General features: G+C 68.5%; 24 protein-coding genes. 14 read left to right on the top strand and 10 right to left on the bottom strand.

Translation table 11 applies throughout. The annotated features are described in order from the left end of the window. The first annotated feature begins 19 nt into the window (after positions 1 to 19). Both BO226_RS14905 and BO226_RS14900 read left to right on the top strand, forming a co-directional pair. The gene (locus BO226_RS14905; protein ID WP_071935552.1) at positions 20 to 1,126 is read left to right on the top strand and encodes an NAD-dependent epimerase/dehydratase family protein; all 1,107 of its coding nucleotides are present in this window, start codon (positions 20 to 22) and stop codon (positions 1,124 to 1,126) included. Positions 1,127 to 1,252: 126 nt separating this feature from the next. Continuing rightward, entirely contained in the window at positions 1,253 to 1,525 is a 273-nt protein-coding gene (locus tag BO226_RS14900; RefSeq protein WP_006552395.1) for a hypothetical protein, read from the top strand. 78 nt (positions 1,526 to 1,603) lie between these two features. Here the strand turns inward: BO226_RS14900 and BO226_RS14895 are convergent, their stop codons facing one another. Next, the gene (locus tag BO226_RS14895; protein ID WP_083543641.1) at positions 1,604 to 2,623 is read right to left on the bottom strand and encodes an iron-containing redox enzyme family protein; all 1,020 of its coding nucleotides are present in this window, start codon (positions 2,621 to 2,623) and stop codon (positions 1,604 to 1,606) included. Positions 2,624 to 2,774: 151 nt separating this feature from the next. On the opposite strand from BO226_RS14895, the gene BO226_RS14890 reads away from it, so the two are divergent. From BO226_RS14890 to BO226_RS14875, 4 genes are all read left to right on the top strand, one after another. Then, on the top strand, positions 2,775 to 3,632 hold the full coding sequence (locus BO226_RS14890) for an SDR family oxidoreductase (RefSeq protein WP_019291163.1): 858 nt from the start codon (positions 2,775 to 2,777) through the stop codon (positions 3,630 to 3,632). Positions 3,633 to 3,699: 67 nt separating this feature from the next. Next, positions 3,700 to 4,683 carry a helix-turn-helix transcriptional regulator gene (locus tag BO226_RS14885; RefSeq protein ID WP_071935551.1) on the top strand — a complete coding sequence of 328 codons (984 nt, stop codon included), beginning with the start codon at positions 3,700 to 3,702 and terminating at the stop codon, positions 4,681 to 4,683. Beyond that, a complete protein-coding gene (locus BO226_RS14880; RefSeq protein ID WP_024101753.1) occupies positions 4,680 to 5,243 on the top strand; it encodes a dihydrofolate reductase family protein in 564 nt (187 codons plus the stop codon). The genes BO226_RS14885 and BO226_RS14880 overlap by 4 nt, the downstream gene beginning before the upstream one ends. A gap of 63 nt (positions 5,244 to 5,306) precedes the next feature. Then, positions 5,307 to 5,528, top strand: coding sequence for a hypothetical protein (locus tag BO226_RS14875; protein WP_006552390.1), 222 nt, complete (start codon positions 5,307 to 5,309; stop codon positions 5,526 to 5,528). Between the two features lie 77 nt (positions 5,529 to 5,605). Here the strand turns inward: BO226_RS14875 and BO226_RS14870 are convergent, their stop codons facing one another. The 3 genes from BO226_RS14870 to BO226_RS14860 are packed head-to-tail and all read right to left on the bottom strand — an operon-like array spanning position 5,606 to position 7,660. Then, complete coding sequence (locus BO226_RS14870; RefSeq protein ID WP_019291166.1) at positions 5,606 to 6,463, bottom strand: polyphosphate kinase 2 family protein; 858 nt, start codon at positions 6,461 to 6,463, stop codon at positions 5,606 to 5,608. A gap of 55 nt (positions 6,464 to 6,518) precedes the next feature. Beyond that, on the bottom strand, positions 6,519 to 6,872 hold the full coding sequence (locus tag BO226_RS14865) for a DUF4873 domain-containing protein (protein WP_019291167.1): 354 nt from the start codon (positions 6,870 to 6,872) through the stop codon (positions 6,519 to 6,521). Between the two features lie 44 nt (positions 6,873 to 6,916). Next, the gene (locus BO226_RS14860) at positions 6,917 to 7,660 is read right to left on the bottom strand and encodes a TetR/AcrR family transcriptional regulator (RefSeq protein WP_024101752.1); all 744 of its coding nucleotides are present in this window, start codon (positions 7,658 to 7,660) and stop codon (positions 6,917 to 6,919) included. Between the two features lie 156 nt (positions 7,661 to 7,816). Between BO226_RS14860 and BO226_RS14855 the strand changes: the two genes are divergently transcribed. From BO226_RS14855 to BO226_RS14830, 6 genes are all read left to right on the top strand, one after another. Further along, entirely contained in the window at positions 7,817 to 9,028 is a 1,212-nt protein-coding gene (locus BO226_RS14855; protein WP_259443923.1) for a DUF445 domain-containing protein, read from the top strand. A 61-nt stretch (positions 9,029 to 9,089) separates the two neighbouring features. After that, positions 9,090 to 9,566 (top strand): helix-turn-helix domain-containing protein, encoded by a 477-nt coding sequence (locus tag BO226_RS14850; RefSeq protein WP_071935550.1) that lies wholly within the window; start codon positions 9,090 to 9,092, stop codon positions 9,564 to 9,566. Further along, a complete protein-coding gene (locus BO226_RS14845) occupies positions 9,563 to 10,477 on the top strand; it encodes a heparin-binding hemagglutinin (protein ID WP_071935549.1) in 915 nt (304 codons plus the stop codon). Before BO226_RS14850 ends, BO226_RS14845 begins: the two co-directional genes overlap by 4 nt. 64 nt (positions 10,478 to 10,541) lie before the next feature. Then, positions 10,542 to 10,832, top strand: a complete 291-nt coding sequence (locus tag BO226_RS14840) for a DUF2516 family protein (RefSeq protein ID WP_024101750.1) — start codon at positions 10,542 to 10,544, stop codon at positions 10,830 to 10,832. Between the two features lie 89 nt (positions 10,833 to 10,921). After that, positions 10,922 to 11,845, top strand: a complete 924-nt coding sequence (locus BO226_RS14835; RefSeq protein ID WP_071935548.1) for an AurF N-oxygenase family protein — start codon at positions 10,922 to 10,924, stop codon at positions 11,843 to 11,845. A 40-nt stretch (positions 11,846 to 11,885) separates the two neighbouring features. Beyond that, positions 11,886 to 12,923 (top strand): alpha/beta fold hydrolase, encoded by a 1,038-nt coding sequence (locus BO226_RS14830; RefSeq protein WP_071935547.1) that lies wholly within the window; start codon positions 11,886 to 11,888, stop codon positions 12,921 to 12,923. Between the two features lie 95 nt (positions 12,924 to 13,018). Here BO226_RS14830 and purU read toward each other — a convergent pair whose 3' ends face one another. From purU to BO226_RS14815, 3 genes are all read right to left on the bottom strand, one after another. Then, positions 13,019 to 13,906: a formyltetrahydrofolate deformylase gene (gene purU / locus BO226_RS14825; RefSeq protein WP_006552379.1), complete on the bottom strand. Its 888-nt coding sequence runs from the start codon at positions 13,904 to 13,906 to the stop codon at positions 13,019 to 13,021. Between the two features lie 76 nt (positions 13,907 to 13,982). Next, complete coding sequence (locus BO226_RS14820) at positions 13,983 to 14,855, bottom strand: class I SAM-dependent methyltransferase (protein ID WP_071935546.1); 873 nt, start codon at positions 14,853 to 14,855, stop codon at positions 13,983 to 13,985. Then, positions 14,852 to 15,385 (bottom strand): GNAT family N-acetyltransferase, encoded by a 534-nt coding sequence (locus BO226_RS14815; RefSeq protein ID WP_071935545.1) that lies wholly within the window; start codon positions 15,383 to 15,385, stop codon positions 14,852 to 14,854. The genes BO226_RS14820 and BO226_RS14815 overlap by 4 nt, the downstream gene beginning before the upstream one ends. Positions 15,386 to 15,579: 194 nt before the next feature. Here BO226_RS14815 and deoC point away from each other — a divergent pair, with 194 nt between their 5' ends. Further along, positions 15,580 to 16,245 carry a deoxyribose-phosphate aldolase gene (gene deoC / locus BO226_RS14810; RefSeq protein WP_071935544.1) on the top strand — a complete coding sequence of 222 codons (666 nt, stop codon included), beginning with the start codon at positions 15,580 to 15,582 and terminating at the stop codon, positions 16,243 to 16,245. 38 nt (positions 16,246 to 16,283) lie between these two features. Here deoC and BO226_RS14805 read toward each other — a convergent pair whose 3' ends face one another. Further along, positions 16,284 to 17,036, bottom strand: a complete 753-nt coding sequence (locus BO226_RS14805) for an LmeA family phospholipid-binding protein (protein ID WP_006552374.1) — start codon at positions 17,034 to 17,036, stop codon at positions 16,284 to 16,286. A gap of 104 nt (positions 17,037 to 17,140) precedes the next feature. Between BO226_RS14805 and BO226_RS14800 the strand changes: the two genes are divergently transcribed. Beyond that, positions 17,141 to 17,758: a type IV toxin-antitoxin system AbiEi family antitoxin domain-containing protein gene (locus BO226_RS14800; RefSeq protein ID WP_006552373.1), complete on the top strand. Its 618-nt coding sequence runs from the start codon at positions 17,141 to 17,143 to the stop codon at positions 17,756 to 17,758. A 35-nt stretch (positions 17,759 to 17,793) separates the two neighbouring features. On the opposite strand, the gene BO226_RS14795 is transcribed toward BO226_RS14800, so the two are convergent. Further along, positions 17,794 to 18,603 (bottom strand): SAM-dependent methyltransferase, encoded by an 810-nt coding sequence (locus BO226_RS14795; protein ID WP_071935543.1) that lies wholly within the window; start codon positions 18,601 to 18,603, stop codon positions 17,794 to 17,796. A 3-nt stretch (positions 18,604 to 18,606) separates the two neighbouring features. After that, on the bottom strand, positions 18,607 to 19,107 hold the full coding sequence (locus BO226_RS14790; RefSeq protein WP_071935542.1) for a DUF2505 domain-containing protein: 501 nt from the start codon (positions 19,105 to 19,107) through the stop codon (positions 18,607 to 18,609). Positions 19,108 to 19,139: the final 32 nt, after the last annotated feature.

Raw genomic sequence — 19,139 nt, 5'->3', positions numbered from 1 at the left:
CACCCGGACGATACCGACGATGCCGATGGCTCCCACACCCCGAACCGGTCTGCCACGACGCATCGTCGTCACCGGAGCGAGCGGAAATGTCGGCACGGCGCTCCTGCGCCGGCTGGCCGCTCACCCCGCACAACTCGATATCGTCGCGATCGCGCGCCGGATTCCCCCGGCGCGCGATCCGTATGCGGCGGCCAAGTGGTGCGCCGTGGACCTCGGGGCTCCCGACGCCGCCCGGGTCCTGACTCCGATCTTCGCGGAGGCCGACGCCGTTGTGCACCTGGCCTGGGGATTCCAGCCCTCGCACCGTCGCGACTATCTCCGGCGGGTGGCGGTGGACGGCACCCGCGCCGTCATGACGGCCGCCGCCGACGCCGGTGTCGCGCACGTGATCCACATGTCCTCCGCCGCCGTGTACTCCGAGGGCGCCTACCGTCGGGAGGTCGACGAGTCGTGGGCCCGCGAAGGCGTGCCCACCTGTGTCTACAGCGTCGACAAGGTTGCGGCGGAGACATTCCTCGACGACTTCGAGTCCGGCACGAACGTGCCCGTCCTCACCCGTTTCCGCCCGGGATTCATCGGGCAGCTCGTCTCCGGCTCGGGCCTCGAACGCTACGTGCTGCCCGAGTTCGTGCCCGCCGGCATCACGAACCATCTGCCGTTGATCCCGATCGATCACAAGCTCACGATTCCCGCCGTGCACTCCGACGATGTGGCGGACGCGCTGGTCGCAGCGCTCGAGCGACGGGTGCCCGGTCCGTTCAACCTGGGTGCACCGACCCCGGTGGGAGCGCGGGACTTCGCCGCTCCGTTCGACTGCCCGACGATTCCGGTGCCGCGATGGGGTCTGTCGGCGCTCGCCGAAGCGACCTGGCGCCTACGGTTGCAACCGGTGCAGGGCGGATGGATCGACCTCGCCTACACCTGCCCGATGCTCGACTGCAGAAGGGCCCGCGAGGAACTCGGATGGTCGCCGAAGTACGACGGTCCCGAGGTGTGGTCCGAGACGGTGCGCGGCATGCGCAGCGCGACGGGCACCGACAGCCCCGTCCTCTCTCCGCGCAGCGCGCGCGAACGACTCGCCGCGCTCGTCGAACGTGGGCCCATCGGCCGGCGGATACCGCCGTAACACTCTCGGCCGTAACGCTCTCCTGCGCAGAACCATCCGCCGCCCTCCGTCGTCCCCTGCTGGGCCGTGGAGGGCGGGTTCGTGGAGGGCTGGTTTCGTGGAGGGCCGGATGCGGTATCCACCACCATGACGAAACCATCGAATCGAGCTCACGCTCCCACCACTGCGTCCCGAGCTTCGGGCTGGGTCGGATACGCCTGCATCCTCGCGGGGATCGCTGTCGTCGCTCTCGTCCTCTACGCGGCGGGCGACGGATTCGAGGGATGGGTGATCGTCGGAGCCATCGCTGCCGCCGTGCTCATCGTCGTCGGCGTGGTGATGTCCGCGCTCAACCTCCGTCGACGCCGCCTCCGCGGGTCCGGTGGCACCCCCACACACGAACCCGGCCTGATCGACTGAGCCGGGACCCCGGCACCGACGAGTGGAGCCCCGGGACGCACTGTCCCGGGGCTCCACTCGCTGTCTCGTACCCGAGTGTCAGGCCGGTGCCTCCGCCGACGTGAGGAGCGAGCTGTGACCGGCGGTCCAGCTGCCCAGCAGATGGCTTCCGAGCCGGCCCTCGAGGAACTCGATGGCCTGCGCACCGAACGAGATGTCCTGCGCCCGAGCTGGATCCTGTTCGATCATGTAACCCACCACGTCGTGCCGCAGGACGAGCTCGTGGACGGCGTCGGCCTCGATGTGCTCGGAGTAGAAGAGGACGCACGCGTCGTCGGCGCCCAGACGCTCGAGAGCCTCGACCATGCGGCGGGCGCTGGGGGCGGTGGTGATCTCGGCCGCGGCGAACATCCCGACCAGCATCGGCGTATATGCGCGGTGCAGACCGCACAACGACATGAAGTTCACCGTTGCAAGGGTGACCGCGGGAACGACGTCGAGATAGCCCAGATAGTCGTCCTTCAGGCCGGCGGCGAGCAGCAGGTCGGCGAACAACCGCGAGTGCATGCGCTCGGCCCGACCTCCGCCGTACTCGTCGAACTCGACGGCGACCAGCGCGGCTTTGGCGCGACCGGACAGTCGAGGGATCGCGAGGGCGTGTGGGTCCGCTTCCTTGAGGTGGTAGATCGAGCGATGGACGAAGAACTCGCGCATCATCTCCCACGTGCCGTTCGCGGCGAGCTCGTGGGAGACACCCCACGAGTCGTCCGGCTCGCGGCACAGGTCCTCGAGGACACCCTGCGGATCGTCGGAAGCCGGGACGTCGGCGCGCAGCCGATCGAGGAAGATGCGCTCGAGACGCGCCCGGACCCCGATCGGGCCCGGTGCCCATTCCCAGGCCGGGTCGACGCCCGCGAACCCGCGGTAGTGGAGCTCGTAGAGAACGGCCAGAGCGAGTTGGACGTCCTCGCCGTAGGCATCCGCGCCGTCGGTCGCGACGTCCCACACGGCATCGTCCACCGGGCCACCGAGTCGCTCGACGATCTCGGCGGAGATGGGTCCGCGGGGCGTGGGAAGCGGAGCGTCGTGCACGTCGCACATCCGGGTCTCATGAGCCATACGCCGGGGTTACCCTCTCGGAGCAGTGCAGAAACGACCCGTCGGTCGGTGCAGAAACGACTCGTCGGTCGGTGCAGAAACGACTCGTCGGTCGGTGCGGACCGGGGAAACCGGCGTGAATATCGATGCAGCCTGTGGGTATCCGGCGGCCATGAGCGAGGACCGCGAACGAGAACCACACACCATCGACTATCCCGGTGAGACCGACGAGATGGCCGAGCGCCCCGCCGACGAGATGCGCGGTTACGTCGGCCGCGGGTTGCTGTCCGGCCGCAAGGCCCTCGTCACGGGCGGCGACTCCGGCATCGGACGGGCGGTCGCCGTCGCCTTCGCGAAGGAGGGTGCCGACGTCGCGATCGCGTACCTCGAGGAACACCGCGACGCCGAACACACCGCCGACCTGGTGCGACGCGAGGGCCGCACATGCCACGTGATCGCGGGCGACCTCGGCGACGCGCAGCACTGCCGGGCGGTGGTGGCCGAGACGGTCGAGCAACTCGGTGGCCTCGACATCCTCGTCAACAATGCCGGCACCCAGCAGCCCGTCGACGATTTCGCCGAGTTGAGCGAGGAACAGTGGCGCCACACCTTCGCCGTGAACATCGACAGCTTCTTCCACGTGACGAAGGCGGCCCTGCCGCATCTGACGCCGGGCGGTTCCGTCATCAACACCGCGTCGGTCAACGGTCTGCGCGGCAACAAGACGCTCATCGACTACTCGGCGACCAAGGGCGCGGTGATCGCCCTGACCTACTCGCTCGCGCAGGCACTGCAGGACAGGCAGATCCGCGTGAACTGCGTGGCGCCCGGACCGGTGTGGACACCGTTGATCCCGGCGACGATGGACGCGGAGAAGGTCTCCGAGTTCGGGCAACAGGCCCCTTTCGGCCGCGCCGCGCAGCCCGACGAGATCGCCCCGTCCTACGTCTTCTTCGCATCGGAGACGATGTCGTCGTACTACAGCGGTGAGGTACTCGCCCCGCTCGGCGGCGAGACCATGCCGGGCTGACCGGGTGAGCCGGTAGAGAGCAAGAACGGTCGGGCGGCGGCCGGGGTCTGCGCGCGACACTGAACGCATGACTTTCGGCCGTGATCGACTGCGGGAACTGCTCGACGCCGTTCTCGACGAGAACAACGCAACCCTCGAACGGATGGCGCAGCACGCCTACGCGTCGCAGTGGCACTTCAGCCGCACCTTCGCGGTGGGCACCGGCGAGTCGCCGGTGGCGTTGCGGCGCCGGGTGATGCTCGAGCGTGCCGCCTGGCAACTGCGTCACGGCAGTTCGGTCACCGATGCGGCGTTCGCCGCCGGCTACGACAGCGTCGAAGGGTTCGCCCGGGCCTTCGTCCGTGCCTACGGATATCCGCCCAGCGAGGCCGCCCGGGTGCTCGGCACCGGCCGTAGGGATCCCGGGGCGCCCGCACCCGTCGACCACTGGGCGCCCGCGCCCGTCGATCACTGGTTGCCCGCCCCCAACGGCGTACATTTCCATCCGCCCACCAATCTCTGGGTCGAGGAGGACGGAAGGCGGTCCACCGCGCCCGACTACCCGGCCGCAGAGGTCCTCGCGCAGATGGTGCAGCACGACCTCGCGGACACCCGCTATCTCCTCGAGCGCGCCACCGAGCTCGACGACGACGAGCGCGACCGGATCAGGTTCCCCGGACTGGTGGTCCTCGAATGGGACGGTCCCGAGGAATCCGTCTCACGTGTGCTCGGCAACCTGGTACGTGCCAAGGAGATGTGGTTGGCCTCGATGGCCGGCGCTGATCACCCCGAGGATTCTGACAACGGGATCGACTCTCTGACAGATCGTTTCGAGGACGTTGCTCCGCGCTGGGTGGAGACGATCCGCGACATCCATCGCCGCGGCGCCTGGGGCGACGTGCTCATCGACGCCCTGTGCGACCCTCCCGAGAGCTTCGTCCTCGGGGGAGTGGTCGCCCACGTCCTCACCTTCGCCGCACACCGCCGTCAACTCGCGCGGCACATGATGCGGGCGGTCGGGCTCGACGTCGATCACGGAGATCCACTCGACTGGAACAGGAGCAGCTCATGACCCGGATGATCTACTACACCGCAAGCACACTGGACGGCTTCCTCGCCACCGAGGACCATTCGCTCGACTGGTTGCTCACCCGGGAGTCCGGTGACGGCGGGCCGTTCGACTACGAGAAGTTCATCGCCGGTATCGGCGCCATCGTCATGGGATCGTCCACCTACCGCTGGGTGCTCGACCATGCAGGCGAGGACAAGTGGGAGTACGACCTGCCCTGCTGGGTGTTCACGCATCGCGACGACCTGCCCGTCGCCCGGGCAGGCGACGAACCCGGCGACATCCGCTTCACGCAGAAGGACGTCCGTCAGGTCTACGACGAGATGGCCGAGGCCGCGAACGGCCGCGACCTGTGGATGGTGGGCGGCGGTGATCTCGCCGGACAGTTCGCCGAGCGCGGTCTGCTCGACGAGCTCGTCGTCTCCTTCGCGCCGGTGACCATCGGTTCCGGCCGTCCGTTGCTCCCGCTACACGTGGAGATGCGCCTCACCGAGCTCGGGCAGAGCGGCGAGTTCGCCGTCCTCCGCTACGAGGTGCTGAAGGAATCCACCGGTCGGTTGTGATGCGCGTCACGTGCAGGTACCGTCGGCATCGAGAGGGACACACCTCGTCCGAGGAGGCCGGTCGTGAAACTCAATCTGTTCGTAGCCTGGAGCGCCTATGCGCTCGCACTCGCCTCGATCCTGATGATCGCCCTGACGATCGTCGCCGCGGGGTACGGATTCTCGGGCTGGGCGCTCGTCGCGGCGCTCGGCGCTGTCGTCGCACTCGGCGCGGCATTCGGCATGATGGCCGGAACCGTGCGCCGAGACCACAGACGGCACTACGACACCCCGCATCTGTTCTGAGGGTGATACCTGACGCGAGTCGGTGAAAGCCGACTCGCATCACTCACACGACGTCACGACTCTGCGAGTCTGTGACATCACGACTCTGCGAGTCGGCGCTTCTCCGTTTCGATGTCGAAAGTCGGCTCCGGCCAATCGAGGTCGAGACGTTCGAACGCGTCGATGAGCAGTTCCGTCACCGCGAGGCGGCTGTACCACTTGCGGTCGCACGGTACGACGTACCAGGGCGCCTCGTCGGTGCTGGTCCGATCCAGCACGTCCTGATAGGCCTGCTGGTACTGCGGCCACAGGGCGCGCTCCGAGACATCGCTCGGGTCGTACTTCCAGTGCTTGTCGCGGCGCTCGAGGCGCTCGGCGAGGCGCTTCTTCTGCTCGTCCAACGAGACGAACATCGCGACCTTCACGATGGTCGTGCCCTCCCGGACGACTTCGCTCTCGAACCGGTTGATCTCGTCGTAGCGTCCGCGCCAGACATTCTCCGGCACCAGTGATCTCACCCGCGCGACCAGCACATCCTCGTAGTGCGACCGGTCGAAGACGCCGAGCTGACCGTTGCGGGGGAGGGCCTTCGCGATCCGCCACAGGAAGTGGTGCCGCTTCTCCTCCTCCGTCGGCACCCCGAAGGCCTTATGGTCGACGCCCTGCGGGTCGATTTGGCCGACGACGTGACGCACCATGCCGCCCTTCCCGGCGGTGTCCATGCCCTGCAGGATCAGCAGCACCGAGCGGGTGCCGCCGGTCCGCCCCTCGGCGAACAGCATCTCCTGCAGATCGGAGAGGATGGCACCACGTTCGGCGAACAGACGTTCGCCGAGCGCCTTGTCGCCGTCGAATCCCGGGGTGCCGTTCGTGTCGATGTCGGCGACGCGGGTCTCGGGCGTCGCCCGGAGGGCTTCGACGATCGATGCGGGCCGGAAGACGTCGTCCTTCGTCATCCCGCCAGCGTGTCACACGCAGGCGTCATCGGGCGTGTGCCACACGCAGTCGTGATCAGGCGGGATCGACACCGTCGGTCTCGGTTGGCAGAGGGTAGGGCGGTCGCGAGATGCCGTCGACCATGTGGCTGCCCCACAGGTCGACCTCCGAGATGCGGGCGGTCGCGGTCTCGGGGGCGTCGGGCACTGTAATCGTCACGGTGGTGCCGGGGGCGGGCGAGGCGTCTGCTCCGAGGGTCTCGGCGAGCCTGCGGAGCCGGCCGCGCCACACGTGCCGGCCGAGCAGGGGGTCGAACCGTCCGGAGATCTCGACGTCGACGGCGACCGTGCGGTTGCCCACGGTGACCTCGGCGGGACCGCGGTAGCCGGGATCGTCCTCGTCGTGCAGGTCGTCGGCGTGGTCGCTCATGTCCGCACTATACATGCAACTTCGAGTAACAGTAAAGATGTCGATCAGGGAGTGGTCGACGACTCCGGCAGGAGTGGATGCGGTTGCGACTTGAAGCGCACCGGAGATCCGGCGACTCCGGCGATGCCGTTCATGCCGCCCCAGATCATCATCGTCAGATAATCGATCAGGTCCTCGGCGGTCATCGACTTGTTCGAGATCCACCAGTGCGTCGCGAGCTGGATGCCGCCGACGATTCCGTACGCCCACGGCACGGCACCACCCGAATCCATCTCGAGCAGCCGCAGCCGTTCACCGAGGACGGTAGCGACGAGCTCGGCGATCATCCGCTCCGAATCGGCCACCACGTCGCGCCCCGCCGACGCGCTGTTGCTCATCACGTACAGATAGACCTCGGGATCGTCGGCGACGGTCTCGACGTAGGCGGTGATCGCCTCCCGGGTGAGCTCGTACTCGTCGAGATCCTCCGCGACCGCCGCGTAGATCCGGGGAGCGAGGACCGTCTCGACGTACCGCAGCATCGTCGCGGTCGTCAGGTCGCTCTTGTCGGTGAAGTAGCGGTAGAGCACCGTCTTCGACACGCCGATCTCGGCGGCGATCTCGTCCATGCCGATCTCGTGGCCGCGGGAGCGGATCGCGTTGATGGTGCCGTCCACGAGCTCTTCCCGGCGGGCGATCTTGTGCTCGTGCCAGCGCCGTTTGCGGCCGTCCTGCTTCACGGGCGGGGCGGCCTCGCTCGAGGTCGTGGTCGAAGTCGTCTGCGGTCTGCTGGACACTGTGTGGCACATCCGTTCGGTTTCGATCGTCGGCTCAGTCTACGATCCGGCCCCCCGTCCTTCAGAACTCGAGGGCGATCCGTCCGCCGAGTGCCGACTTTCGGCACAATCGATCGGGTGCAGCTCCTGACGACCGACGACGAGATCAAACGCCGAGAACTCCGCCGTATGAAGGCGGTCGCGACCGGCTTCCTCGTCGCCGCCGCGATCATCTATCTCTTCTGCCGCTGGCAGGAAACCCGCGGCGCCGGCGCATGGGTGGGTTACGTGCGCGCGGCTTCCGAGGCCGGCATGGTCGGCGCGCTCGCCGACTGGTTCGCCGTGACCGCCCTGTTCCGGCACCCACTACGGATACCCATCCCGCACACGGCGATCATCAAGCGGAAGAAGGACCAGCTCGGCGCCAACCTGAGCTCGTTCGTCGGCAACAACTTCCTCGCACCCGAGGTGGTGTCGGCCAAGGTCGAGTCGGCGCAGATCCCGCTGCGGGTCGGTACCTGGCTCGCCGAACCCGAGAACGCCCAGCGTGTGGCCAAGGAGACGTCGACGGTCCTGCGCGGCGTGGTCGGAATCCTGCGCGAGGACGACATCCAGCAGATCATCGACCACACCATCGTCAAGCGGATCGCCGAACCGGAATGGGGACCGCCCATCGGGCGTGTCCTCACCGAACTCCTCGCCGAGAACCGCCACCTGCCGCTCGTCGATATGCTCGCCGAACGCGCGCACCAGTGGGCGCTCGGGAGCCAGGAGACCATCGACCGCGTGATCAGCCGCGACTCGCCGTCGTGGTCGCCGAAGTTCGTCGACCTGCTGCTCGGCGAGAAGATCCACCGCGAACTCGTGGAGTTCACGTGGAAGGTGCGGTCGAATCCCGACCACGAGGTGCGGCTCGCGGTCAACAAGTTCCTCGCCGACTACGCCCGCGACCTGCAAAGCGATCCCGTGACCATCGCCAAGGCGGAGAAGGTCAAGGCCGAGATCATGGGCCGCGACGAGATCACCGGGCTCGCCGCGGCGACCTGGCGGACGGCCAAGCGGATGATCCTCGACTCGGTGGACGACCCGAACAGCACCCTGCGCACGAAGATCGCGGAGAACGTCATGGCGTTCGGCATCCGGGTGCGTGAGGACGCCGAGCTGCGCACCAAGATCGACGGTTGGTTGCTCGACGCGGTGCGTTTCGTCGCGTCCAACTACGCCGACGAGATCACCTCCGTCATCCGCGAGACGGTCGAGCGCTGGGACGCCGAGGAGGCCAGCCGCAAGATCGAACTCGCCGTGGGTCGCGACCTGCAGTTCATTCGCATCAACGGCACGGTGGTCGGCTCACTCGCCGGGTTGACGATCTACACGGTCTCGGAGTTGCTGTTCGCGTGACGACGGTCACGTGCTAGCAGGGTGCTTGCTGTAGCTAGCACTTGTCCGTAGACTGGTCGGTGTGTCCACGGAACCAGATCCGATCGAGGGCTCGGACACGCCGGACGACAGCGCCGGACCGGGGGATATCGCCGTTCGGGTGGTCAACAACGCCGCCCAGGACATCGGTGCCTTCATTCGGTCGCAGCGCGAGGCTGCACAGGTGTCGCTCCGCCAGTTGTCGCAACTGGCCGGTGTCAGCAACCCGTACCTGAGCCAGATCGAACGGGGCCTGCGCAAGCCGTCCGCGGAAGTGCTCGCCCAGATCGCCAAGGGGTTGCGGCTCTCGGCCGAGGTTCTCTACGTGCGAGCGGGGATCCTCGAGCATCGAGCGGAGAGCGCCGTGCGCGACGCGGTGCTCGTCGACACCGTTCTCACCGAGCGGCAGAAGCAGGTCCTGCTCGACATCTACGACTCGTTCTGCCGAGAGAACCAGCAGAACACCGGCGAGGCCCGGTCCGACCATCCGACAGACTTCGACGAGGAGAAAACTCCATGACCGATCCCACCAACATCCGTACCTCCCTCTACGCCGCGGTCGGTGCCGGCGACGCCGTCGTCCAGGCCGTCGCCGACCTCGTGGCCCAGGCGCGCCGACGTGCGGAGACCAACCGCACCGAGGTGGCCGAGCGAGTCGAGACCGCCCGCGACCGCTTCGCAACCCTGCCCGCCGATCTCACCGAGACCGTCGAGTCCCTCCGCGAGCGTCTCGCCGAACTCCCGGCCGAGCTGCCCGAGGAGATCGCGGAGCTGCGCGAGCGCTTCAGCACCGAGGAGCTGCGCAAGGTCGCCGAGGCGTACCTGAAGGTCGCCTCCGACCTCTACACCGCACTCGCCGAGCGCGGTGAGGAGACCATCGAGCGTCTGCGCTCCCAGCCGGCCCTCGAGGACGGCCTCGGTCGCGCCGAAGCCGTGCTCGGCGACGCCGCCGACCTCACCGAGGAAGCCCTCGGGACGGTGGCCCGCCGGACCCGCGAGGTCGGCGAGCAGGCCGCCAAGCTCGCGGGTCGCGCGGCCGGCCGCATCTCCGAGACGAGCGACGAGGTGAGCGAGGCCGTGTCCGACGCCGGCGACAAGGCCGCCGAGCGCGTCGTCGAGCTCGGTGAGCGTGCCGAAGAGACGGGCTCCGAGACCGCCGGACGGGTCGAGTCGGCCCGCGGCGAGGTCCGCGAAGCGGCCGACAAGGCTGCGGAGAAGGTCCAGTCGGTGGCCACCCCGGTCGAGCCGGTCGAGGTCACCCCGGCCAAGGCTCCGGCCAAGAAGACTCCCGCCAAGGCTCCGGCGAAGGCCCCGGCCAAGACGGTTGCCAAGACGCCCGCCGCCAAGGCTCCGGCCAAGACCGCCGCCAAGACCCCGGCGAAGAAGACCCCTGCCAAGAAGGCGGCTCCGCGCAAGACCAGCGGTTCCTGACCTGCAGTGATCGATCGGCCCTCGTGCGAACTCGCACGAGGGCCGATTCTCGTAGACTGGTGTGGTGACCAATGTCGATTCACTTGCCGGTCTGATCATCCTCGCGCTGCAGATCATCGCCATCGCCGGGGCGGGATTCGCGCTGTTCCACGTCGTGCGTCAGCCCGCCGAGGCGTTTCCGGCCGTCGACAAGCTGACCAAGCCCGTCTGGCTCGGCATCCTCGTGGCCGCGTTGCTCGTCCTCGTCGTCTTCGGCGCGGTGGGTCTGCTCGGGATCATCGCGGTCGTCGCCGTGTGCGTGTACCTCGTGGACGTCCGTCCGCGGGTCGAGGAGGTCCAGCGCCCTCGGTGGTAGGGGGTCGGGCCTCCCTTTCGCTTGACAAGTGTGATCCAGATAATGACACTTCGGGTAACGGATAATTTTCCGAGACGAGGTGATCGGCGATGACGCTCCTGCGAAAGCACGACAGCCTGCCTGGTGAACACTCCACGGATCACCGGCAGGAGACCGCGCAACGCCTGCTCGATTCGTCGGCGCGGCTCTCCTACGATCCCGAGCTCGAGATCGACTGGGACGCGCCGCTCGTGGACGGCAAGTACGGCATGACCCCGGAGTGGTGCAGTCTCTACGGCACCGACCTGTGGGAACGCATGTCGGAGGACCAGCGCATCACCCTCACCGAGCACGAGGCCGCGAGCATCGCCGGCACCGGGATCTGGTTCGAGATGATCCTCATGCAGATGCTCGTCCGCGATCTCTACCGGCACGATCCGGCAACCCCCTACGTGCAGTTCGGGCTCACCGAGATCGCCGACGAATGCCGGCACTCGATCATGTTCGCGCGGTCGGCGCAGCGATACGGCATCCCCTCCTACCGGCCCAAGCGTTGGATCCGCGAGACCGGCCGGCTGTTCAAGGCCGTCGCGCGCGGCGCCCTCGCCTACGGCGGCACCCTGTTCGCCGAGGAGATCCTCGACATGATGCAGCACGATTTCATGCGCGACGAGCGGGTGCAGCCCATCACCCGGACGGTGAGTCACGTCCACGTCGTGGAGGAGTCGCGGCACATCCGCTACGCCCGCGAGGAGACACGCAGGCGCTCGGCCCGGCTCGGACGTCTCGAGCGGGCATGGATCCGGATCCACCTCGGGGTGAGCGCGTACTTCGTCGTCACCAGCCTCGTGAACGACCAGGTCTACGCCGCGGCCGGACTCGACGTCGCCGAAGCGAAGAAGGCCGCGCAGGAGAACAGGCACTACCACGACAAGCTCCGTCAGGGCACTCGCCGCACGGTCGAGTTCCTCGACGAGGTGGGACTGATCGGCGGTCCGTCCACTCTGCTTCTGCGTCGCGCGCACGTCCTGTGACGGCGCGCTGCTCCACCGAACCGACAGGAGAATTCCACCCGTGAGAAAGCCGTCCCCGACCGCGTCGATCGCCGCGGGCTCGATCGTCCTCGCTGCCGCGGCGACCACCGCCGTGCTCGTCCGCCGGCGTCGTCGGACGGTCGTCCGTACCGAGGACGTCGCCCCGCACGAGCTGCTGCGCGAACCGGAACTCGAACCCGAGATCCTCGACGTCCGCGCCGACGACGGTGCCCGGCTGAACGTGCTCGCCTATGGCGACGCGGACGCTCCCGTGCTGGTGTTCTGTCACGGCTGGACGTGCAACGCCGCGTACTGGACCCCGCAGATCAACGCCTTCGCGGAGAACTACCGGGTGGTGGTCTACGACCAGCGCGGGCACGGCGACAGCGAGGCCGGGGCGCGGACGCTGGGAGCAGACGTGCTCGCCGACGATCTCCGGACGGTCCTCGACGCTGTGGTCCGGCCCGGTTCGAAGGCCGTGCTCACAGGTCACAGCATGGGCGGGATGAGCATCATCGCGTGGGCCGAGAAGTACCCGGAGAACGTCGGCCGCACGGTCGCAGGCGTGCTGCTCGCAAGCACCGGCACCGACCGGCTGGTCGCGGACTCGGCGATCGTGCCGCTGCCGCAACGCTTCCCGCGGGTGCCGGTGTCCGTCGCGAGCCGGCTCATGGGTGCGACCGTCCCGTTGGCGGCGTCCCCGGTGACGACGCGGGCCCTGCGCTACGTGGCCCTGTCGCCCGGTGCGAGCGCCGCCGAGGTGCAGTTCTGCGAGAAGATCGTGCTCGGCTGCCCGCCGCGCACGCGGGGCGGCTGGGGCAGGGCACTGAGTGCCCTCGACATCCGTGAGGGTCTGCGCAATCTCACCGTGCCGACGACGGTGCTGGTCGGCACCGCCGACCGTCTCACCCCGCCTGTCCACGCCCGGCGTCTCGCCGAGGAACTCGACCGTGCGGGCAACCTCGAACGTTTCGTGGTGCTCGACGGCATCGGCCACATGAGCTCGGTCGAAGCGATCGACCGGTTCGACGAGGAGCTCGCGCACCTTGTCGAACGAGCCGGTGTGCCCGTCGGCTGAGCCGATCACTCGCACGCACGTCGGCTGAACCGATCACCCACGCACGAAAGACCGGTCCATCCGCTCGCGGGTGGACCGGTTTCGGCTCGGGGGATCTACCGGAAGACGACGGTCTTACTGTCGTGCACCAGCACACGATCCTCGAGGTGCCAGCGCAGACCGCGCGAGAGGACCAGCTTCTCGACGTCGCGGCCCTGACGGACCATGTCGCTGACGCTGTCGCTGTGACTGACGCGGATGACGTCCTGCTCGATGATCGGGCCCGCGTCGAGTTCGGCGGTGACGTAGTGGCAGGTCGCGCCGATGAGCTTCACGCCGCGCGTGAAGGCCTGGTGGTAGGGCCGTGCGCCGATGAACGACGGCAGGAAACTGTGGTGGATGTTGATCGCGCGGCCGGCCCAGTGCTCGCACAGTTCCTCCGGGAGCACCTGCATGAACCGGGCGAGGACCACCGCGTGCGGGTCGTGGGCGTCGACGAGCTTGCGGACCTGCTCGAAAGCCGGTCCGCGCTCGGCGGGATCCTTCGGGAACGACACGTAGTGGAAGGTGATGCCGTGTCGCTGCGCGACCGGTTCGAGATCGCGATGGTTGCCGATGACCGCGCAGATCTCGGCGTCGAGTTCCCCTGCGGCGACCCGTCCGAGGATGTCGTGCAGGCAGTGCCCTTCCTTGCTGACGAGCAGCACGACGCGCTTGCGCTTGCCGGTGTCGGAGAGCGTCCATTCGGTCTGCGGGCCGATGTCGGCGGCGACGCTCGCGAACTTCTCGCGCAGCTCGTCGAGTCCGAACGGGATCGACGACGCCCGGACGGCCTGCCGGGTGAAGAACCAACCGGTGTCTTGATCGGCGTGGTAGGCCGCCTCGACGATCGAACCACCGACCTCCGCGAGGAAGGTCGCGATGCGGGCGACGATCCCGGTGGTGTCCGGGCAGCCCAGGGTCAGAACGTAACGTCGATCGTCGGCGGATGAGGCGAGCGTCATGCCCCGATTCTCTCAGGTGACACACGGCGTCCTACTTCCGGTCGGCCCTGCTCCCGGTAGACCCTGTCTCCGGTCGTCAGCCCGAGACCGGAGGACGTCGAACCGTACCCGTGGCGACGAGAGTGGTCGCATCGATCGTGCGCAGTCCGCGTGCGGTGACCTCCTCGGCGATCTGCTGCCGCACCGACGCCACCTGCCCGGAGTCGAGCCCGGGCAGCACCGCGCGCAAACCGGTGCCCGTTACGAGCGACCAGCACAACTCCTCCGTCGCCGGAAGGAGATTCGACAGGGTGCGGACCTCCACGGAATCGGTTCCGGCGTCCGCGAGCCACGCCTCGAGTGTGTCCGGAGTGTCGATCCGGTGCAGGGGTGTGCGGTCGCGCAGGACGCCGCGCTCGCGCAGCCCGGGGGAGTAGCGCGACGCGACATCGAACACGATCGACGAGAACTCCTCCATCGCGCCGCGTCGCCAGACCGTCACGCCGGCGCGTCCGCCCTGCCTCACGAGCGAGACCAGACGCCAGAAGGTTCGGTCCATGTCCGGGAGGAAGAACACCCCGTAGGAGATCGACAGCACGTCGTAGCCGGCGTCGGGTACGTCCGACGGTGCCTCCCACTGCGAGGCGTCCGCACAGACGAATTCGATGTTCTTCAGGCCGCGGAGTTCCGCGGTCAGGCGGCCGTGTTCGAGCATCTCGTCGGCGACGTCGACGCCGTGGACGAGACCTTCGGGTCCGACGGCGGCGGCGGCGGGAAGCGCGGACGATCCCGTTCCGCAACACGCGTCGAGCACCGCCTCGTCGGGGGCGACGCCGAGCTGGAAGACCAGTGCCTGCCCGGCCGGTCCCCACACCGTCGGGGTCAGCTCGTCGAAATCCCCGCTCGCCGCGTCGAAGGTGCGTGCGGTCTCGGCGGAATCGGCCCAGGGGTTCTCGGGATCGTCGTTCATGCCTGCTCCTCGAGGGCGTAGAACGGCTCGGCGTACCGGAAGGTGCCCCGCAGCTCGGGGTCGTGTGCCGTGAGCGCCCGTGCCTGGAAGTGGGACGCCCACTCCTCGACGTCGGGGGAGATCCCGAGTTCGGCGGCGGGCACGAAACCGAAGCGGGGGTAGTAGTCGGGATGTCCGAGCAGGAGCACGATCGACTCGTCCAGGGCATCCGCCGCACCGAGCACGGCGTGCATGAGAGCGGCGCCCACGCCGGAGCGCTGGAAATCGGGACGGACACCGAGTGGACCGAGGCCCAGGGCAGGGGTGGCGCCGACGTGACCCCGGGTGGCGACGACCTGGCCGACGATCGCGCCCGAGGGGGCCTCGGCCACGAGCGACAACGGCGGCAGCCATGCGTCGCTCGCCCGCAACGACGCGACCAGACCGGGCTCGACCGGCTCGCGACCTTCCGGGGCGAACGGCGCGAACGCGGCGCGATGCACGTCGGCGGTCGCACGGACGTCGGCGGGGAGTTCTCGACGGATCAGCACGCGATCATTGTCGTGGCCGAAGCGGTGCGGCGGTATCGAATTATCGCCGTCTGCTGTTCCTCCGGACCACCACGACGGCCACAACTGCGACGAGAAGCGCGATCACCAGGATTTCCATGGGAATCGACTACCCGGCACTGGGCGAAGCCTGCTGAGCACGGCCGTCGGATCTCGCCGTGTGGAAAGCTGCAGTCATGTCTGGAACCACGTTGACCCGCGCGCAGGTCGCGTCGATGATCGACCACACCCTCCTCAAGCCCGAAGCGTCCTCGCAGGACGTGCGGGCCCTCGTCGACGAAGCCGTCGAACTCGGCGTGTACGCGGTGTGCGTGTCGCCGTCGATGCTGCCCCTGCGGGCCGAGGGGGTCACGGTCGCGACGGTCGTCGGTTTCCCTTCCGGCAAGCACCATTCCCTCATCAAGGGCGCCGAGGCGCGACTCGCCGTCGACGAGGGCGCACGTGAGATCGACATGGTGATCGACGTGGGCGCAGCGGTGGCCGGCGACTACAACGCCGTCCTCGCCGACATCCTCACCGTGCGTGAAGCGATCGGTTTCGACCCTGTCCTCAAGGTCATCATCGAATCCGCGGTGCTCTCCGACGAGGCGATCGTCGAGGTGTGCCGCGCCGCGGAGAAGGCCGGGGCGAACTTCGTGAAGACCTCCACCGGTTTCCATCCCGCGGGTGGCGCCACCACCCACGCGGTCGCGCTCATGGCGGAGACGGTGGGCGGCAAGCTCGGCATCAAGGCGAGCGGCGGCATCCGCACCGCCGAGGACGCGGTCGCAATGATCGCGGCCGGAGCGACGCGACTCGGACTGTCCGGCAGCCGCGCGGTGCTGGACGGGCTGCAGAGCTGACGACAGCTCTCGACGGTCTGCCGGACCGGCCTCCTCGCTCACGACAGGAGGCCGCAGCTGCCCTCCTGTTGTTGCTGCTGCTGTCCCTGCGGGGCCTCCGGCAGCACGAAGCGGCCACCCTCGAGGCGGAGATCGATACCGCTGTCGGTGACGTTCACCTCGGTGGCCTGCATACCCAGCGGGTACTGCTGCAGACCCGAGGTCAGGATCTCCACGACGCCGTCGACGAGGGCCGTCGGGAGCCCGATGCCGAGGATCGTCGCGTCGGTCGTCTCTACCGTCACCACACCGCCGTTCACCACCGGTCGCGCGGTGAACTCCGCGAGACCCTGGCCGCCGACCGTGAACGTCAGGGTGCCCGCGTTCTCGTCGGCCATGACATCGGTGACGAGGCCGCCGACCGACTGGCTCTGCACGGTCGCGAGGATCCCGGAGGTGGGCCACGAGACGTCGGCACTCGAGCTGCCGATGGTGCCGGCGCCCTCGGCGGAGTCGCGCAGGTCGACGTCGTTGACCTCGGCGTGCACCTGCATCTGCTGGGCCGGACCGAAGGCGGTGTCGTCGCTGTCGAGAGCGACCGAGGGAACCTGCCGGTCGAGCAGCTGGAGCAACACCGGCTTCCAGCTCAGGTCGACGTCGACTCCCGTGCCGAGCTCGCTCTCGAAGGACTGGGCGAGGCAGGCCGTCGCGCGGTTGCGGACGTAGACCTCCGCGCCCACCAGGACTGCGACCAGCGCCGCGACGAGAACGACGGCGATCGTGACGGTGCGGTTGCGCTTCCGTTGCGTCATGGTCGCCGATTCTTCCGGACGACGCTGAGGATCGACTGAGCACACGGCCACAGGATGAGGAAAATATGTGAGGTGTACCACATTTTTCGGCTACGCTGGGCGCCATGACAGGGTGGACGGATTCAGGTTACGACGCAACCGGGCGGGCCGATGCCGACGACTCGCTGCGGCGCCTCGCCGCCACACAAGCCGGGTTCTTCACCGCACGCCAGGCCGTCGGTCACGGAATAGCAGCTCACGACTTCGCGGAACGCATCGAGGCGGGACTGTGGATCCGCGTCGAGACCGAACTGTTCCGCCTCAGCGACAGCCCACGGACGAAGTTCGACGAATTCGCCCAATGGTGCACCTGGTACGAGGGGGAAGCGGTCGTCTCGCACCAGAGCGCCGCCGACCTGCACGGCATGGGCCACCTGCAGCCCCGCTTCCTGCACCTGTCCACACCCGACCAGCGCACCGTGCCGAGCAACCGGCTCGCGCTGCATCACCGGACGCTGGCAGAGGAGGACTGCGAGGTCGTCGGGGCCTTCCGGATCACCACACCCGCCCGCACCGCGGTCGACCTCGCGGCCGGCGGCGTGTCCCAGGAAGTGCTCGACGAACTCGTCGGCGACGCGATCGCGCTCGGCCGGGTCGACTCCGACCAGCTGCACGCCGCCGTGGCGAACCAGCCGGCCGCAGTGGCCGACCGGATCGAGCTCGCGCTCCTCGCCGCGGGCTGACCGACCGGAGCGACGACGAACTCGGACAGACGGTCTCAGACCGCGACCAGCTCGGATGCAACGGGTGCGCCGGCGGGCGCGACCGCGTCCCACGGCACCGTCAGCACGCAGTCACGCAGACGGCGGCGGGGCGGAGACACCGGGAAGCCCTGATCCCGCAGCAGCTCGAGCGTCGCCTTCCATCGGATCCGCGGCCCGAACGCCGCGTGCGGAGCGCTCGTCGCCCACGCCCGGTCGGCCGCGCGGAGCAGCGCGTGGATCGGCTCGCCCGGGACGTTCCGGTGGATCAGCGCCTTCGGCAGCCGTTCGGCGACGTCGGACGGTCTCTCCACGTGGAACGGGCTCCACGCCAGGGTCAGCGAACGGGGACCGTGCTCGTCGAGAAGCACCCAGGCGCAGCGCCGGCCCAGCTCGTCGCACGTGCCGTCGATGAGCAGGCCGCCGGAAGCGAGGCCGGAACGCAGGTGCGCCCACGCCGGTTCGACCGCCTCCTCCGGATACTGCCGGAGCACGTTGAAGGCCCGGACCAGGGTCGGGCGCAGGCCCGCGAGCTCGAAGCCGCCCCGGGCGAACGCGACACCGTCGCGGCCCGGGACCACACGGTCCGGATCGATCTCGAGACCGACCACGCGCAGATCGCTGCGGACCCGACGCAGGCGCGCGGCGAGTTCGAGGGTCGTCACCGGCATGGCGCCGTAACCCAGATCGACCACCAGCGGGTCGGTGGCGTGCGTCAACGCCCTCGTGATGTGGGGGTCGTGCATCGCCCAGCGGTCGCTGCGGCGCAGCCTGTTGATGCCGGTGGTACCGCGCGTGACGACACCGACGGGTCCTCGATTCCGCATGCGCTACCGACCGGCGAGCCAGTCGGCGGTGATGGCCGCCTCGGTGCGGAACACGTCGACGAGATTGGTGAGGATGAGTTCTTCGAGCTTGCCGCCGACGAACGGGATGTGCACCTTGGCCTCGGAGGTGGTGCGGAGCGTGGCGCCATGGTCGTCGGCGAAGAGCTCCATCGTGCCCGTGAGGCTGCCCGGGCCGCCGGGGATCGACGCCTGGTAGGTGCCGGTCGCGCCGTCGGTGAACGGCCCGTAGTTCTCCTTGCGCGTGATGACCATGTCCTTCTTGATCACCGTGCGTGCGATCTCCGGCAGGTCGGAACGTGGCAGGACGTGGTGCAACACCAGTGCGATGCCCGATTCGGAGACCGTGAACTCGCGGACGTGGTTCTCCGAATACTTGCGCATCTCGGTCATCCGCGCTTCCCAGTGATCGGGGTCGGCGAGAGCCTCGTACACCCGCTCCGGTGGATGAGGGAAGCGGGCGGAGTAGTCGATACGCCGTGCCACGACCGGCCAGGTTACCGCGCCGGACGGCCGGC

The organism is Rhodococcus sp. 2G (genome assembly GCF_001886355.1).
In the GTDB taxonomy this organism is placed as follows: domain Bacteria; phylum Actinomycetota; class Actinomycetes; order Mycobacteriales; family Mycobacteriaceae; genus Rhodococcus; species Rhodococcus pyridinivorans.
Note: the sequence above shows the minus strand (reverse complement) of the source record. Positions and strands in the feature narration are given on the sequence as shown.